Below are 15265 nucleotides of genomic sequence, written 5' to 3' on the forward strand. Positions count from 1 at the left end.
AATGGAAAATGAAAAAATTTCAGAATCTATATCTATTGATAATCTAATTCTGAAAAAATCTTCTGAAAAAGAAATACCTACAGAAGAATGGAAATATATAACAGAATTAAATTTAGAATATATTGATGTGTTATCTGAAATAGCTTATAGAATTTATGATGATAAAATGTTTTTTAAAGGAAAAATAAAGTATAAAAAAATAGAAGATAATGATGATGTATTGTGTGAACTGAAATTATTCAGAACAGAACCTGTGAATTTAGATGTTTCAGCAGTAAATACAAATTATGGTGAAATTTTTAGCATAAATCGTGATGGCTATATTATAGATAAGACATATTTGAAAAATTATAACGATGAAAGAGAAATAAATCTTGATTCATTCTGTCTGAATATATAATTACCAGGAAAGGAGAAAATTATGAAAACTGTAACTATTAATAACAATTGGGTAAAAATAAGCGATTTAATAGAAAAAGACTCTGTTATTTTAGTAAGTGATGGCTCAGAGATAAATATAACAGATAATACAGATACTGATACAGTTAAATTTTCAAAATATAAAAAGCTGGAAAATTTTAAAACATGGAAAAAAAGTAAATTATGGATAAGATCAGGAGGTTTAAATTCAACACTAGATATATTTGAATTAAAAACAGAAGCTATTACCAATCCAGAATTGGGAGGAGGATTTCCTTCTGGAGAGACCAGTTATGAAAATATAGGTGAAATTGAAAAAGACATTATAAAAATTAATGATAAAATTAATATTTTCAAAATAGACATAGAAGAATAATTGGATTTAAAATTTAAGAAAATACTTTAGAAAAAAGGAAGAAGAGGATTTATATTTAGTGTAATTAATCTAGCAATATTTGTTATTATTTTATTGTTTATGTTTCTACTGTTTAAATATAAAAAATTAGAAACTATAGCAATTTTAGCAACACTTAAAGCGGAAGGAATAAGTATGATGTCAGGCTCAAAAAAAACTTGAATATGCTGTCGAATGGATTTATAATCAAAAATTATTTAGAGATACTTTTTTATCATTAATTCCAAAAAATTTTACAAAATAGTTTATTAATATGGTATTTAATCATCAAAAATTTTTGATAGAAAAAGAAGGTAATAGTAATAAAATTTAAAATATATAGGGAGATTAATATGGATATTGCAAAATTAACAGATTTTGGAATTATAGGTATTGTACTCAGCTATTTTATCTGGAAAGATATGAAAACTTTTGAAACATTTAAAGAATTAAAGGAGTTGAATATCCGTATTGAAAAATTAGAAGATGATAATAAACAATGAAACGAACTTATGAAGTATTAAAAGTGTTGTTTTTCATGGATTTTAAAGTTTTAATAAAAAAATGCAGATAAAATCATAAAAACTGATATAAAATAAAAGGAGGAGAAATGGAATGGCAGTAAAAAAAGGTACTTTAAAAAGAGAAAATGAAGCAGGAACCTATGATGAAATAAATTTAAAGACATCAGCAAATCAGGTAAAAATGACAGATGGGACAACAGTACAGGACTTTCTTGATAGTTTATCATCAGCTGGAGGTTCAAATGTAAAAATAGTGTCTGATATACAAGCAAGAGATGCATTAATTTCAGAAAAGGGGCAAATAGTATATGTAGAGGATGCTACAGGTGATAGTACAGTAACAAAAGGAAGCTTAGCTTATATTTATGACGGAATTAATTGGAGAAAAGTAGCAGAAGTTGAAACTCAGGGTGATGTATTCGAATGGGCAAATATTTTGAATAAGCCTGATATTGTGGATATCAAAGTATCAACAATAGAGCCGGTCGGACAGATAGACGGAGATATTTGGATAGAAGAGATTGTGTAGGTGATTAAATATGGCAAATGTGAAATTAAAAAGGAAAAAGACAAATGGATATGAACAGCTTTATCCACAGACTCTAGCAAAAAATGTAATAACAGGGACAGGTAATGTAGATACAGATATACTGCAACTGAGACAGAGAATAAACGGTCTGGAATACTTAAAACCACCTGTTATTATAGAAGTATTAGCAAAAGATTTTAGTGGAGATTATCAATATTATGATGCATATGGTTGGGAAGCGACTAAATTCTACAATACAGAAGCAAATTTAAAGATTGTATTTAATTCAACAAATCAGGCTAAATATATAGTAATAGATGCAACAGATGACATGGGGATGACCATGAATCATGAAATACATGCAGGACTTTATAACAATGAATTTGAAAAGAATGAAATAGAGCCTGGCAAAATATATGATCTTTTATATTATAATTATCAATATTATTTAATTTATTAGATTAAATCAAAGATCAAAATTATGTAAATAAAAAAAATAATGTATAAAAAAATACCTTTTCTATAAATAAAGTTAGAAAAGGTATATTAAATTTAAAACACAAGCGTGGTTATCGGAAGTTAATTTTCATTAGAATAGAGTTTAAATTTTTGGTCTGATTACAGGATAAATTTTTCTGTAGAAAACAAAGTTTTTCAACTGGTGTTACACTAAAGACTTGGACAAAAATAGCTTGCTGATGTAAGATAAAAAATTAAGGAGCTGAGTCCAAAATGAGAGAACAAAAGAATTATCACCTGAATATCTTGTTCCTACACAAAGTATAGGAGTTTGGAAAAAAGGATCAAAAAAAATAGAAACATAAAAAGGGAAAGACATAACATACGAAGAATTACTGGAATTAAAAAAAAGTAAAAGATCTGGAACGTGATAATGATATCTTAAAAAAGGTTTAGCCATATTTGCCCAGTTACAAGAAAAAGAATAATTCGTTCACTAGATATCAGGAAAATAAATATAAAAAGAAACTGTGAGCTATTAGGGGTAGGGAAAAGCAGCTATTACATATATAAAAATAAAAAAGAGAGTAAGAGGAGTAAAAAGAGAAGAGAAGATGTAATGAGGATAAGGAAGACATTTGAATCAAGCAAGAGAAGATACGGAGCTCCTAAAATAAAGAAAAAGCTGGAATACAGAGGGATAATGATAGGATTAAACAGGGGTAAGCAGATTAATGAGGGAAGAAGGAATGAAAAGTATAATATTGAAGAAATACAGAGCCTTGAATAAAGTGGAGGAAGTGGGAGGATTGAGTAATAAATTAAATCAGGATTTTAAAAGTGAAAAATATGGAGAAAAAATATCAGGAGATATAACGTATATAAAAACAAAGGACAGAGGTTGGTGCTATTTATCAAGTTACATGGATTTATACAATAATGAGATATTAGCATGGAATTTTAGTCCGAGTATGAATGTAGAGCTGGTATTATCGACATACCTAAAAAGCATTTGAAAGCATAGTGCATACAGATAGAGGAAGTCAGTACACGAGTAGAGAAATGAGGGAAAAACTAAGAGAATAATCCTATAGCAAAAAAGAAAATTCATATGATAATGCGTGTATAGAATCATTTCATGCTACTTTAAAAAAGGAATTAATATATAACATAGAAGAAAAATCCAATGAAGAAATGAGAGGATTACTATTTGAATCCATAGAAAGCTGGTATAACAATGAGAGAATATAAAAAAGACTGAGATATTTATCGCCAACAGAATATTTAAAAAAATCTTCATAATAAACAACTAAAAGTAAATTATTTTTGTCCAATTTATTGACTTAATACCAATAAAAGAGATAACGAAAAAGTGGACAGGCAAGGTTTGAAACTGGGGACAAATAGTATCACATCTATCAATCTATTTTGAGGGCAGAATATAAAAACAGAGATAAAAATCCCTGTATCTATTAATTTTATTAAATTTTCTAGAGTTCACACAGAAATTGGGACACTCTCGCTTGGAATTTATAGAGGGGAAGATCACAAAGATTACTAGTTATTTCAAGCACTCTTTAAGGATTGAATTCTGTATTGTACAGGACTCAGTCCTTTTATTTTCTTACTTATTATAGTAATTTATATATTTCTCATATTAGGATTTATTTATTCTTTATTCATAATCAATACTGTAACATACAGACTTGTTTGTTACTTCAGCTAATTGTATCAGAATTATTGATAATAATACCTAAATAAATATATTATTGATATAAAATAAAGTTTTTCAATATCTTAGAAAGAAAGCAGGGGTATGTTTAAACTATATATTAAACAGAAATTTTTTTCTTTCTTAGGCCGGGTTTTTGTCTAAAAAGCATTGACTAGTGGCTTATCCAGCGTAATTATTCTTTACAGGCTGAAACCCGTGAAATTATGAAGCTCAAAAAAAGTCCTTCATAGGGTGAGAATTATGAGAAGATGATAATCTGTAAGCAATATAAAAAAGAACTATATCAAAGAATGAATTCTGATATAATTCCTTATTTTAGTATAATAAATTTATAAAGACCCGAGAATTCTTCCCATGAATGATCCATCATTGTGAAGAAGGTCTCTTGAGATATTTTTTGATTTTATATTTGATATAATTATTATGTAATTTTGATCTTCGTGTGAACTGAGAACTTCACACTCTATAGAAACTTTACAAATATCCATAAGCGGGGCATTTATTGTATCAGATTTTGTGTATAAAAAATTCTGTGAATAAAATCTGTTTACATCAAAGCTGCTGTCAGGACTGCTGTTTTCAAATTCACGAAGCAGTTCTTTTTCAGGAATATTAACACAAAAACTATTGGAAAATTTTATGGATTCCGCAGCACTGGAAGTCTTAGCTAAGCCCAGTACAAGCATGTTTCCGAGGACAAAAACCGAATTACTGACAAGACAGCCGGGTTCATTATTTTTGTCATAAAAACTTAATAAAACAGTGGGAAATCCATAATATAATTTTTCATATTCAGCATTTATATTTTCCATATTACCTCCACTTTATAAAAAAATCAAATCCCGTATCTTGTCTAAAGCAGGGATTTGATGTTAGTGCAGTGTCTTATTTATAAAGATGAACCTGACACTATACTGTTTATACTGTAGTAAGTTCTTTTTCTTTTTTATCCAAAGCTTCGTCAACAAGTTTTGTAAATTTATCAGTTAGTTTTTGAACACTGTCTTCTCCTGATTTTAAATCATCTTCAGTTATTTCACTGTCTTTTTCTGATTTTCTCAGTTTGTTATTTACATCTTTTCTGATATTTCTGATAGCAACCTTACCTTCTTCAGCTTCTTTTCTTACCATTTTTACATATTCTTTTCTTCTTTCTTCAGTTAACTCAGGAACGGATAGTCTTATGATTCTTCCGTCATTCGAAGGATTAAGCCCCAGATTAGCCTGCTGTATAGCTTTTTCTATAGCAGGAATTAATGATTTATCCCATGGATCAATAGTCAGAAGTCTTGCTTCAGGAGCTGATAATGTACCAATCTGTGATAAAGGACTCGGAGCCCCGTATGCATCTACAGTGATACCGTCTAACATAGAAACATTGGCTCTTCCAGCTCTTATACTGGCAAATTTGTCCTTTGTACTCTCCACGGCTTTTTCCATTTTGGTTTCAGTTTCTTTTAAAAAAGTGTCTACCATTATAATTTCACCTTTCATATTAATATAAATTATTTAATTTTTTACAATTGTTCCGATTTCTTCGCCGTTTACCATTCTTTTAACATTACCGTCTTCCAGAATATTAAAGACTATAACAGGAAGATCGTTCTCCCTGCAGAGTGATAAAGCAGCGGCATCCATTACTTTGAGATTTTTTGTCAGAGTTTCGTCAAAACTGATATTATCATATTTTACGGCATCTGCAAATTTTTGCGGATCTTTATCATAAACACCGTTTACTTTAGTTCCCTTTGCCAGAATATCAGCACCAATTTCCAGAGCTCTTAATGCACCGCCTGAATCTGTGGTAAAATAAGGATTCCCCGTTCCGCCGGCAAGAATGATAATTCTTCCTTTTTCCAAGTGTCTTATTGCTCTTCTTCTTATGTATGGTTCTGCAATTTCCGGCATTTGCACAGCAGTGAGAACCCTTGTGGGAACACCCATTTTTTCTATTGAATTCTGTAATGCTATGGCATTCATAATTGTGGCAAGAATACCGAGTGTATCTCCGGTAGCTCTGTCGAATCCCTGCTCCTGTCCGGCTATGCCTCTGAAAATATTTCCTCCGCCTATAACAATAGCCAGCTCAACGCCAAGATCGTGAACTTCTTTCAGCTGTCTTGCAAAATTATCAAGAACATCGCTTGAAATACCGAATTTTTGATTGCCGGCAAGTGCTTCTCCGCTTAACTTTAATAATATCCTTTTATATTTTAACATAAAACCTCCTAAATATCTCAAAAAAATAAGGGTAAGAATTTACCCCTATTTTTAATTTCCTGCTATTTGTGCTGCAACTTCAGCTGCAAAGTCAACGTCACCTTTTTCAATACCTTCTCCCACTTTGAATCTTGTAAATCCATTGATAGTTAGAGGTTTGATGAAGTCTTCTATAGACACGCTGTCGTCTCTCACATATTTTTGCTTAACCAGAGTATTTTCTTCATAGAATTTTCTCATTTTTCCTTCTAAGATTTTTTCTATTATATTAGCCGGTTTTCCTTCTTCTTCTAATTGCTTTTTAGTTATTTCCTTTTCTCTTTCAAGATCATCTGTAGTAACCTGATCAGGTGACAGATATCCAGGATCCATAGCTGCTATATGCATAGCAACACCTTTTGCTTTTTCTATATTTTCAGGAGTAGCTTCTCCGTTCATTTCCAGTAATACTCCTATTTTTCCCCCAAGGTGGATATATGTTTCTACAAAACCTTCAGTTTTTACTGCCGTAAGTCTTCTAAGGTTCATATTTTCCCCTATTTTTGCAATCAGTTCGTTAATTACTTCATCTATTGATTTTCCTTCTAATTGAACGGCTCTTAATTCATCTTCACTTGAAACATCATGAGTTAGCGATAATTCTACAAGTTTTTCTCCAAAACTTTTGAATTCATCATTTTTAGCAACAAAGTCTGTTTCGGAATTAAATTCAAGCACAACACCTTTTTTTCTGTCAGAAGATACTGCACCGAAAACTAATCCTTCTGCTGCAACTCTTCCAGATTTCTTAGCGGCTTTGGCAATTCCTTTTTCTCTTAACCAGTCAATTGCTTTTTCTATATCTCCGTTGTTTTCTTCCAGAGCTTTTTTGCAGTCAAGCATTCCTGCTCCTGTTCTTTCTCTTAATTCTTTAATTAAAGCTGTGGTTACTGCCATTTTTTACTCCTCCGTTTTCTTTAAGATTATAATTCCTATTTATTATATTATTCAGTCGCTTCTTTAATACCTTCAGCCATAGTTTCTACAGCGATTTCATCTTCATTAACCGGCATATCTCCAGATGCTGCAGCGTTAGCTTCTGCTGCTTCCTGTCCGTTATTTCCTTCTATTATAGCATTAGCCATAATTTCTGAGAATAATTTTACAGATCTGATAGCATCGTCATTTGCAGGTATTTTATATGTTACAAGATCAGGATCCACATTTGTATCGATTAATGCTACTACAGGAATTCCAAGCTTTTTAGCTTCTTCAAGGGCAAGAAATTCTTTTTTGATATCAACAACGAAAAGTGCTGCAGGAACTTTGTTCATTTCCTTTATTCCACCTAAGTTTTTAGATAATTTTGCCATTTCTTTTCTTAAAAGTCCTGCTTCTTTTTTAGTGTATGATTCGTCAAGCATACCGTTCTGATCCATCTCTTCAAGATCTTTTAGTCTTTGTACTCTTGTTTTGATAGTGTTAAGGTTAGTTAACAGTCCACCAAGCCATCTGTTATTTACATAAAATCCTCCGGCTCTTACAGCTTCTTCTCTTATAGCTTCCTGTGCCTGTTTTTTAGTTCCTACGAAAAGTACTTTTCCACCTTGTGATGTAATGTCTCTTATAAAGTTATAAGCTTTTTCTGTAGAATCTAAAGTCTGGTGTAAATCCAGAATATGGATACCGTTTCTTTCTGTAAAGATATAAGGTTTCATTTTTGGGTTCCATCTCTTTGCCTGGTGCCCGAAGTGAGCTCCTACTTCTAATAATTGTTTCATTGAAACTACTGCCATTTTGTTCCTCCTAAATTTTTTTGGTTTTTGTCATCCATTTTCCTGATTCGGACAAACCTGATATTTCAGGCACCCTATCCAAACCCAGCAGGAAAATGTGATAATCATCAGAATATTTTATCATTCACGGAGGATTTTGTCAATGAAATAGTGTAAATAAAATGCAGAGCAGAATGTAGTTATACAGTTGAAAACACATACATTAAAAAAACAAATTAAAAAAGCCGTCGGCATGAACCGACGGCAGGGGGTTATGAAGAAAAATATTCTTTTATTGGTATGTAGTAATTATAAAAAAATATACTTAGAAATTTCTTATTTAAAACTTTTTATAGCCTTAGAATATTTATCTAAAGATTAGTTATTTCTTTTAGAGGTACATTATTAAAGGGATTGACTATAGATTTTTTTTAGATTTTAAATTAGTTAAGTTAATAAAAAAACCGCCGGTTATAAAACCGACGGCAAGGGGGTTATGAAGAAAAATATTCTTTTTATTGGTATGTGTTAATTATAGGAAATACAGCTTAGAATACTCTTTTTTAGAACTTAGATTTATATTTCAGATGAAAAAAATCCAAGGAAACTAAAATAAAAATGCCGGATACATAGATATTTAACCGCTCCTGTTGAATATAAAAAAATGTCAAAGAATTTGTATAACATAAATGTTTTTTAAAATTTTTAAAAGTTCCTGAAATCTTGGGATGATGAAATAAAAAAAGCCGCCGATGTTAAGTCGGCGGCAAAGGGGGTTATGAAGAAAAATATTCTTTTTATTGGTATGTGTTAATTATACGTAATACAACTTAGAATATTCTTTTTTGATACTTAGTTTTATATTTCATATTTGTCATTTTTTTATATAATAATTCCATATAAACATGGAAAATAAATAATTACGGCAGAATGGCGAAAATAGAAATAAAATCAGAATGTTTAATAATAAAGATTTATATTATAAAAAAATATAATTTTTTTTGTTTTAATATTAAATAATATCATCAAAAATAATATGTATACTTATCAATCGGAATTTTAAAAAAATAAAAGCCGTCGGTGTGAAGCCGACGGCAAGGGGGTTATGAAGAAAAATATTCTTTTATTGGTATGTGTTAATTATACGCAAAACATCTTAGAATATTCTTAATTGATTCTTTTTATAATCTTAGAAAAAACAATTAAATAAAATTAAATGTTTTAAATTTTCAAGAGATTTTTATTTTTTATGTTTAAATTAATAAATTTAGACATTTTATTATAATAAAATTCTTTATTTAATATATTAAGATACTTTTTTGATCTCGACTGACGGGACTTCCTTTTTCTTTAGCTGTGTTTTGAGGATACAAAGCATTAAAATAATACCGAAGTAGCCGGAAATCGGATAAAGAGAATTTACCAGGGCTGAGAAAGAAAATTGTCCGCCGATAAATGCTATAATAGTTAAAATTAATGCAAGAATTTTGAATTTTTTGTCTTTCTCATCGGAAACAAGCCTGTTACAGCTGAGCCAGAGCATAGGAACAGCTGTAGTATAAATTCCGGCGAATAAAATAACAGAAAATAGGATGCCTATTGCCGGAAACATCTTATCAGCAATAAAAAGTGAAGGTACATCTTTATTATATAAATCCCCTATACTTGCCATAAGTCCGTAGGCCATAACCATAACAGCCGCGGCAAATGCAAATCCCCCTATAAAACCGCCGGTTTTTGCTTCTTTTTTGCTTCCGGCTTCTTTTCCCAGCTGAGCCAGAAATGGAGCCAGCATAATACATCCCATGGCAGGAAATATTATTCCGGAAATCAGCCAGTTTGAAGCAGCTTTGGTTACCTTTATAGAAGCCATTGTTTCATTAGCTTTGGCAAGACCTGACGGATTCATTACAATATTTCCTATTCCTACAATAACAGCAAAAATAATAATAGCAGGACCGATTTTTGATACGATGCTGACCAGTCCGTCCAGACCTAAAATGACTGTGCCAAGAGCCAGAACAGCCATAATAATTCTTCCTGTCTGCGGATTCAAACCATAGTATTCATTGAGTGTAGCACCGGCACCGGCGATCATAACAGAGAATACCAGAAACAGAAAAATCGGAGTAAAAATTTCAAAAAATTTACCAAGATATCTGCCGCAGTAATAGGTAAAAATTTTATTTGCAGAATCAAGCTGCAGTCTTCGCCCGTCTTCCATAATAACCGAGCTGAACCAGATATATAAAAGCAGTGTAATTATAACAGCACCAAAACAGCCGGCAGGACCATAGGCAGTAAAAAACTGCATGGCTTCCTGACCGGATGCAAAGCCGGAACCAATCAGATATGCTACAATTGCCCCGGCAAAGGTGAAAACTTTACTCCAGCGGAATAACTCATTCATTAAAATACCTCCAGGATTTATAAAAAACTTTTTCCGGTAAAACCGGTATTTGAGAGAAGAATATTTTTGTAAAAAAGAGTCAGGGAAAAATAAATATTATTAAGAAGTTTCTATTTATGTTTTCCCGGCTCTGAAATAATCTGTACTTTTTAGTACAGGAAAATGCAATTTTTGATTTGAATATTATCTGTTATATGAATATAAATTAAGCAGTATTTTCATAAAATACTCAGTTTTAGTGAGAAAACTATTTTTTTCCGGTTTTTACATATTTTTTTATGCTTTCCAGATCCATGCCTTCAAGCCCGAGATCCTTTACAGTAGAGCCTCTTTCTCTCCAGTCGGTTTCGTGTATTATATTATAAAGACTGATTACTGCATCAATAGTAGGTGTGGGAATACCTATGGCCTTCCCCAGACTGCTCCATGGAACCAGACCGAAAGGGGCATCTTCAGTAAGATAACGGTTATTTATATCATTTGGTCCTGAAATAGGAGTAAGTGAAATAGCTCCGTGTGTAGCCCTGTAAAGCTCTTCCCATGTGTAGCCTTCGTTTAGACCGCTGAAATCCTCGATAGGAGTAAGGTGATAACCAAGCTGTTTTCCTACGGCTTTTCTTTCATTATCCAGAACAATATCTATTTTCGCAGCTGAAGGTGTAAATCCGTGCTCATACAGATAGAAGTCCACATGCGGTGATTCTATATTACTTATATTTAAAAGGCACGGACCTGAATGCAGTGCGGGATTCACAATTCCCAAGCCGCATTCCAGAACATCAGTGTAAATTTTTTCAAAAGGAAACAAATCTTCCCTCAGCATATCAATAAGCTCTGCTCCTTTTTCAGCCGGCAGGAATGCAATATTTATTTTGTTTCTTCCAAAAAGAGTTACTTTACACGGTGAAGTCAGTCTTGCATCATAAGGCAGATTATTGGCATCGGCAATAACCGGACAGCTGTCGCTGCCAAGTATATTTTTGAATATTAATGCGGCAAATGCACCGGGAAAAACTACAATAATCTGATTCTCGACTACATTTCCTTTTAAAAGTTCCGCATAGCCTTTATGGGCAAAGGCAGGGGTTACCACAAGAATATAGTCAGCTCCGTCTACGGCTTTTTTGATGTCATCTGTGACCATATCTACTTTGACTTTTTCTTTCATTATACCAGAAACTTCTATAGTCTGTGTATTAAATAACTGTGTAACATTCTCCTTAAATTCCGGCATTTCATACATACGAACTTCATGTCCTTTTACTTTCATATCGACAGCCATCATATGACTTCCGTTTCCTCCGCCTAAAATTGCGATTTTTTTCTTTTTCATACGGGTCTCTCCTTTATTTATAATATTTTAACCGTGTTTATGACGGTTTAAAGAATTCCAAAAATAATTTTTTGTTATTTTTCAAACATTCATAGTTTTCTTTTTCAAAAATAAAAAAGGCAGAATAAAATGCCATATCCTGATTAGGGGATATGAGCGGCTATTCTGCCTTTTTTAAAATACTCTGTTGTATTTTAGCTATTTAATTTTAATGCTGAATTCTGTGACAGTTCCGGATTTACTGGAATGAATCCGGATTTTTCCGTTAAGTTTATCTTTTACAATGGCTTTTACTATATTCAGTCCAAGTGATTCAAAATTAGTCTTTTGTTGAAAACCGTCTCCGTCATCGGTAATTGTAAATATTGCAAAAACTTCTTCATTGGAAATTCTAATATTGATATTACCTGACTTTTTGGTGCGGAAGCCGTGCTCCAGTGAATTGCTGAGCAGTTCATTTATTACAAGCATAACACTTGATGCGGTATCGGCATTTACCAGAACAGTATCACCGGTTGTGGCAATTTTTATATTTCTGGTGTCTGAGGAAGAGTAATTCAGTATAGCAGAGCTTAGCTTCTGTATAAGCTGTTTTATATCAATATCCTCGAATCCCTGTTCTGCAAGTATCTCATGAACAGCTGCAATACTGTCAATATACGAAACATTTTCGTTCAGGATCTTTTTCATATTAGAATCGTCGATCCGGCGTGCCTGCATGGAAAGTATACTGGCTATGGTCTGAAGATTATTTTTTACACGGTGGTGGATTTCTTTTACTGCCACTGACTTCAGAATAAGCTCTTTTTCTTTGTTTCTCATTTCTGAAATATCGGTAATGATCATTACAGTACAGTTATTTCCGGCAATATTAAGGCATACATATCTTATTTTTAAGGTAAAATCACCGATTGATATTTCGTTCTCAAAGCCGTTTCTGTCTTCGTTCAGCTGACAATAGTGGTTTTTATTAAGAATAAGATTTTTCATATGAATTTTTTGAATATTTTCAATATAACCAAGATTTTTATACAGTGTTCTTGCCTCGGGATTAGCGTACACAACCTGTCCGTTATGATCAAAAATAATTACAGACTGATTAATATGCTCTGTCAGTATTTCAGGGTTATTTTTCAGATATTCCAGATTATCACGGAGTTTTTTCTGAGTCTGCTCCAGAAGCTTTATCTGCTTATTCTTATTTACCTGCTTGGTAACATCATGCTCGCTTACAAGCACACCAATAATTTTTCCTGTGGAATTAGGAATAGGAGCAACAGTTTCATAAACGGATTTTTTGTCCTGTGTAAAGGCTTTCAGCTTTTTTGAAGTAATTCCTGTTTTTAAAGTTCTGATAACAGCCGGTTCGGTTTCCCTGCCTACAATAACTCCCAATACTGAATTTTTAAACAATGTAGGACTGTCAACAGGTCTTTGCTGGTAAACAACAACAGCATAATCACTGTTAGGGATAAGGCAGTCTATAAAAAGATCGGTATCTGTGAATTCTGCAAAGACAGAGAGCTTTTTAGCGTAATCTTCAAGCTCGGCAATATCACTGTCATCAAGGTCTGTATATTTTTTACATAATTCCCTCAGAATAAAAAACACCTACTTTCCTGCATTATTTAATATTTCAGCTGCCGCTTCAGAGAGTGAAAGTTTCTTTTCGCTGCTTAGCCGTTTTATGCGCAGATAGGCGGCCTGTTCTGATAGTTCATACTTTTTCATCAGGTAAACCTTGGCTTTTTCGGTAAAAGCCTTTGCAGAATCCTGACTCAGGATAGATTCGGCAATTTTTGCCATGGAGCATCTTTTGTCCATACTCAGCTTTCTCAGTTTTTCATAAGCTTCCTTTTCGGAAATATCTGAGGAAGATGCCAGTAAATATTTGGCTCTTTCTATTATTTTAGCATTTTTGGTATCTTCTTCCATTTTAGTCATTTTATTTTTCATACTTCTGATTTCAAGACTTTTGGCAAGAGCCATCTCTACTGCGGGTATAAGAACTTTTTCCCTTACGGGCTTTATCAGATAATTCATAACACCGGCATGTTTTGCCTTTTTGAAAAATTCCTTGTCATTATAAGCAGAAACAAGAATAACACAGTCTGAAAGTCCCTCGGAAAGAATAACTTCAGCAGCACTGAGACCGTCGAATACAGACATCTTTATATCCATGATAACAAGATCAGGCTTTTCACGCCTGCATAATTCCACTGCATCAAAGCCGTCGGCTGCTTCCCCGGCAACGAAGTAGCCGTTTAATGTGAGTATTTCTCTGAAATCCATGCGGATTACAGGCTCATCATCAACTATAACTATGCGGTTTTTCCCCATAACAATCTCCTTTATTGGTTTTTGGATAAAAAAATAGCGTGCCAATCACAGCATGATAAAAAAATCATACTTTCCAGCAAGCTATTTCGACTGCTAAAACAGACTCTATTGTCTGTTTATTATATAAAGTTAATAAAAAAAACATATTTAGGCATAATTTATGATCCAAATAAGCCTTAAGTACTATTTAGTATTTTGATTATACCCTGATTTAAGATTTAGTCAATAGGTTGCGGAAAAAAATATTTTGAATAATAATATTTTTCCCCTGATTAAAAAGGATTTCACATAAATGAAAATTAATGTTATTATTAACCGGATAAGTATGAAATAACATAAAATTTATGAAGGAAAGTAAATAGAGCTGAGAGATTATATTTCTTGCCGGCTTTTATTTTTCTGCTGAAGATTAATAAAAAAATAATGGAGGAAAATATGAAATTATACAGACCTGTGGGCTTACAGGAATTAGAAAAAATACTTAACTTTGGGTCGGAAAAATTTCCGGACAGACAGGTATGGCAGCCTATACTGTATATTGTGGAGAACTATGGCTATGCCGAGCAAATATCAACAATGTGGAATCTGAAAGATGAAAATTCCGGCTTTTCAGGATATATACTGGAATTTACAATATCTGATGATTATATGAAGAATTACGATATAAAGCAGGTAGGAGATAAAACACATCTGGAATATTGGATACCTGCGGAGGATACAAAAAAGTTCAATAACAGCCTCACAAGTAAAATAAAAATTATAAATGCTTTTTACGGGGAAAAATACAGGGGTCTTCCGTTTGACGGAACGGTTTTGGAAGGCAGGGAACCTGATAAGCAAATCAGAGAACTGGCTTTACTAATGGAAAATTCTTATGAAAAATTTGAAGAGACAGTAAAGAAATGTAAAATTCAGATATTGCCGAATCTGATATACTGGCTGAGAATGATTTCTGATCTCGCCGGTGCAGGTAAAAAAGAAAAAGAGAAAGTGATATATGAAATTGAAAAGGTTTTGTCACAAACCTATGAAGATTATAACGATATTGTCATAGATATAAAAAGCTGGAAAAGCGGCAGATAACATGAAAAATCTTCTGCTGTTTCATATATGTACCTGATATGCACAGCAAAATATTTTAAGATTC

The 15265-nt window shown here is 32.4% G+C and carries 17 protein-coding genes and 1 pseudogene; 9 read left to right on the forward strand and 9 right to left on the reverse strand.

Annotation, left to right across the window (positions count from 1 at the left end):
- The first annotated feature begins 1 nt into the window (after position 1).
- The 8 genes and pseudogenes from STERM_RS00335 to STERM_RS22775 form a co-directional block, all read left to right on the forward strand.
- Positions 2–400 carry a hypothetical protein gene (locus STERM_RS00335; RefSeq protein WP_012859556.1) on the forward strand — a complete coding sequence of 133 codons (399 nt, stop codon included), beginning with the start codon at positions 2–4 and terminating at the stop codon, positions 398–400.
- Positions 401–421: 21 nt separating this feature from the next.
- Positions 422–796, forward strand: coding sequence for a hypothetical protein (locus STERM_RS00340; RefSeq protein ID WP_012859557.1), 375 nt, complete (start codon positions 422–424; stop codon positions 794–796).
- Between the two features lie 371 nt (positions 797–1167).
- The gene (locus STERM_RS21975) at positions 1168–1317 is read left to right on the forward strand and encodes a hypothetical protein (protein ID WP_012859558.1); all 150 of its coding nucleotides are present in this window, start codon (positions 1168–1170) and stop codon (positions 1315–1317) included.
- Between the two features lie 112 nt (positions 1318–1429).
- Positions 1430–1867: a hypothetical protein gene (locus STERM_RS20940; protein ID WP_012859559.1), complete on the forward strand. Its 438-nt coding sequence runs from the start codon at positions 1430–1432 to the stop codon at positions 1865–1867.
- Between the two features lie 10 nt (positions 1868–1877).
- Positions 1878–2327 carry a hypothetical protein gene (locus STERM_RS00350; RefSeq protein ID WP_012859560.1) on the forward strand — a complete coding sequence of 150 codons (450 nt, stop codon included), beginning with the start codon at positions 1878–1880 and terminating at the stop codon, positions 2325–2327.
- 618 nt (positions 2328–2945) lie between these two features.
- A complete protein-coding gene (locus STERM_RS21980) occupies positions 2946–3116 on the forward strand; it encodes a hypothetical protein (protein ID WP_169305377.1) in 171 nt (56 codons plus the stop codon).
- Entirely contained in the window at positions 3076–3342 is a 267-nt protein-coding gene (locus tag STERM_RS21495; protein WP_081439575.1) for a hypothetical protein, read from the forward strand. Before STERM_RS21980 ends, STERM_RS21495 begins: the two co-directional genes overlap by 41 nt.
- Positions 3343–3427: 85 nt before the next feature.
- Positions 3428–3577 (forward strand): annotated as a pseudogene (locus tag STERM_RS22775) (integrase core domain-containing protein); the annotation flags it as partial.
- Positions 3578–4390: 813 nt separating this feature from the next.
- Here STERM_RS22775 and STERM_RS00360 read toward each other — a convergent pair.
- The 9 genes from STERM_RS00360 to STERM_RS00400 all read right to left on the reverse strand — a co-directional run bounded on the left by STERM_RS00360 (position 4391) and on the right by STERM_RS00400 (position 14118).
- Positions 4391–4873 (reverse strand): flavin reductase, encoded by a 483-nt coding sequence (locus STERM_RS00360; RefSeq protein ID WP_012859561.1) that lies wholly within the window; start codon positions 4871–4873, stop codon positions 4391–4393.
- A 106-nt stretch (positions 4874–4979) separates the two neighbouring features.
- Positions 4980–5537, reverse strand: coding sequence for a ribosome recycling factor (frr, locus tag STERM_RS00365; protein ID WP_012859562.1), 558 nt, complete (start codon positions 5535–5537; stop codon positions 4980–4982).
- Between the two features lie 33 nt (positions 5538–5570).
- Positions 5571–6281 (reverse strand): UMP kinase, encoded by a 711-nt coding sequence (pyrH, locus tag STERM_RS00370; protein ID WP_012859563.1) that lies wholly within the window; start codon positions 6279–6281, stop codon positions 5571–5573.
- A 51-nt stretch (positions 6282–6332) separates the two neighbouring features.
- Complete coding sequence (tsf, locus tag STERM_RS00375) at positions 6333–7217, reverse strand: translation elongation factor Ts (protein ID WP_012859564.1); 885 nt, start codon at positions 7215–7217, stop codon at positions 6333–6335.
- A 47-nt stretch (positions 7218–7264) separates the two neighbouring features.
- Positions 7265–8056: a 30S ribosomal protein S2 gene (gene rpsB / locus STERM_RS00380; protein ID WP_012859565.1), complete on the reverse strand. Its 792-nt coding sequence runs from the start codon at positions 8054–8056 to the stop codon at positions 7265–7267.
- A 1285-nt stretch (positions 8057–9341) separates the two neighbouring features.
- On the reverse strand, positions 9342–10445 hold the full coding sequence (locus STERM_RS00385; protein WP_012859566.1) for a YkvI family membrane protein: 1104 nt from the start codon (positions 10443–10445) through the stop codon (positions 9342–9344).
- Between the two features lie 247 nt (positions 10446–10692).
- Positions 10693–11778: an NAD/NADP-dependent octopine/nopaline dehydrogenase family protein gene (locus tag STERM_RS00390; RefSeq protein ID WP_012859567.1), complete on the reverse strand. Its 1086-nt coding sequence runs from the start codon at positions 11776–11778 to the stop codon at positions 10693–10695.
- 198 nt (positions 11779–11976) lie between these two features.
- A complete protein-coding gene (locus tag STERM_RS00395; RefSeq protein ID WP_012859568.1) occupies positions 11977–13389 on the reverse strand; it encodes a sensor histidine kinase in 1413 nt (470 codons plus the stop codon).
- Positions 13390–14118, reverse strand: a complete 729-nt coding sequence (locus tag STERM_RS00400; protein ID WP_012859569.1) for a GAF and ANTAR domain-containing protein — start codon at positions 14116–14118, stop codon at positions 13390–13392.
- Between the two features lie 435 nt (positions 14119–14553).
- On the opposite strand from STERM_RS00400, the gene STERM_RS20945 reads away from it, so the two are divergent.
- Entirely contained in the window at positions 14554–15201 is a 648-nt protein-coding gene (locus tag STERM_RS20945) for a hypothetical protein (RefSeq protein ID WP_012859570.1), read from the forward strand.
- Positions 15202–15265: the final 64 nt, after the last annotated feature.

This window comes from Sebaldella termitidis ATCC 33386, assembly GCF_000024405.1.
GTDB lineage: Bacteria > Fusobacteriota > Fusobacteriia > Fusobacteriales > Leptotrichiaceae > Sebaldella > Sebaldella termitidis.

Bases quoted from the DNA above. Each gene is read 5' to 3' on its own strand.
- STERM_RS00335 (WP_012859556.1), top strand. From the start codon at position 2: ATGGAAAATGAAAAAATTTCAGAATCTATATCTATTGATAATCTAATT.
- STERM_RS00340 (WP_012859557.1), top strand. From the start codon at position 422: ATGAAAACTGTAACTATTAATAACAATTGGGTAAAAATAAGCGATTTA.
- STERM_RS21975 (WP_012859558.1), top strand. From the start codon at position 1,168: ATGGATATTGCAAAATTAACAGATTTTGGAATTATAGGTATTGTACTC.
- STERM_RS20940 (WP_012859559.1), top strand. From the start codon at position 1,430: ATGGCAGTAAAAAAAGGTACTTTAAAAAGAGAAAATGAAGCAGGAACC.
- STERM_RS00350 (WP_012859560.1), top strand. From the start codon at position 1,878: ATGGCAAATGTGAAATTAAAAAGGAAAAAGACAAATGGATATGAACAG.
- STERM_RS21980 (WP_169305377.1), top strand. From the start codon at position 2,946: ATGAGGATAAGGAAGACATTTGAATCAAGCAAGAGAAGATACGGAGCT.
- STERM_RS21495 (WP_081439575.1), top strand. From the start codon at position 3,076: ATGAAAAGTATAATATTGAAGAAATACAGAGCCTTGAATAAAGTGGAG.
- STERM_RS00360 (WP_012859561.1), bottom strand. From the start codon at position 4,873: ATGGAAAATATAAATGCTGAATATGAAAAATTATATTATGGATTTCCC.
- frr (WP_012859562.1), bottom strand. From the start codon at position 5,537: ATGGTAGACACTTTTTTAAAAGAAACTGAAACCAAAATGGAAAAAGCC.
- pyrH (WP_012859563.1), bottom strand. From the start codon at position 6,281: ATGTTAAAATATAAAAGGATATTATTAAAGTTAAGCGGAGAAGCACTT.
- tsf (WP_012859564.1), bottom strand. From the start codon at position 7,217: ATGGCAGTAACCACAGCTTTAATTAAAGAATTAAGAGAAAGAACAGGA.
- rpsB (WP_012859565.1), bottom strand. From the start codon at position 8,056: ATGGCAGTAGTTTCAATGAAACAATTATTAGAAGTAGGAGCTCACTTC.
- STERM_RS00385 (WP_012859566.1), bottom strand. From the start codon at position 10,445: ATGAATGAGTTATTCCGCTGGAGTAAAGTTTTCACCTTTGCCGGGGCA.
- STERM_RS00390 (WP_012859567.1), bottom strand. From the start codon at position 11,778: ATGAAAAAGAAAAAAATCGCAATTTTAGGCGGAGGAAACGGAAGTCAT.
- STERM_RS00400 (WP_012859569.1), bottom strand. From the start codon at position 14,118: ATGGGGAAAAACCGCATAGTTATAGTTGATGATGAGCCTGTAATCCGC.
- STERM_RS20945 (WP_012859570.1), top strand. From the start codon at position 14,554: ATGAAATTATACAGACCTGTGGGCTTACAGGAATTAGAAAAAATACTT.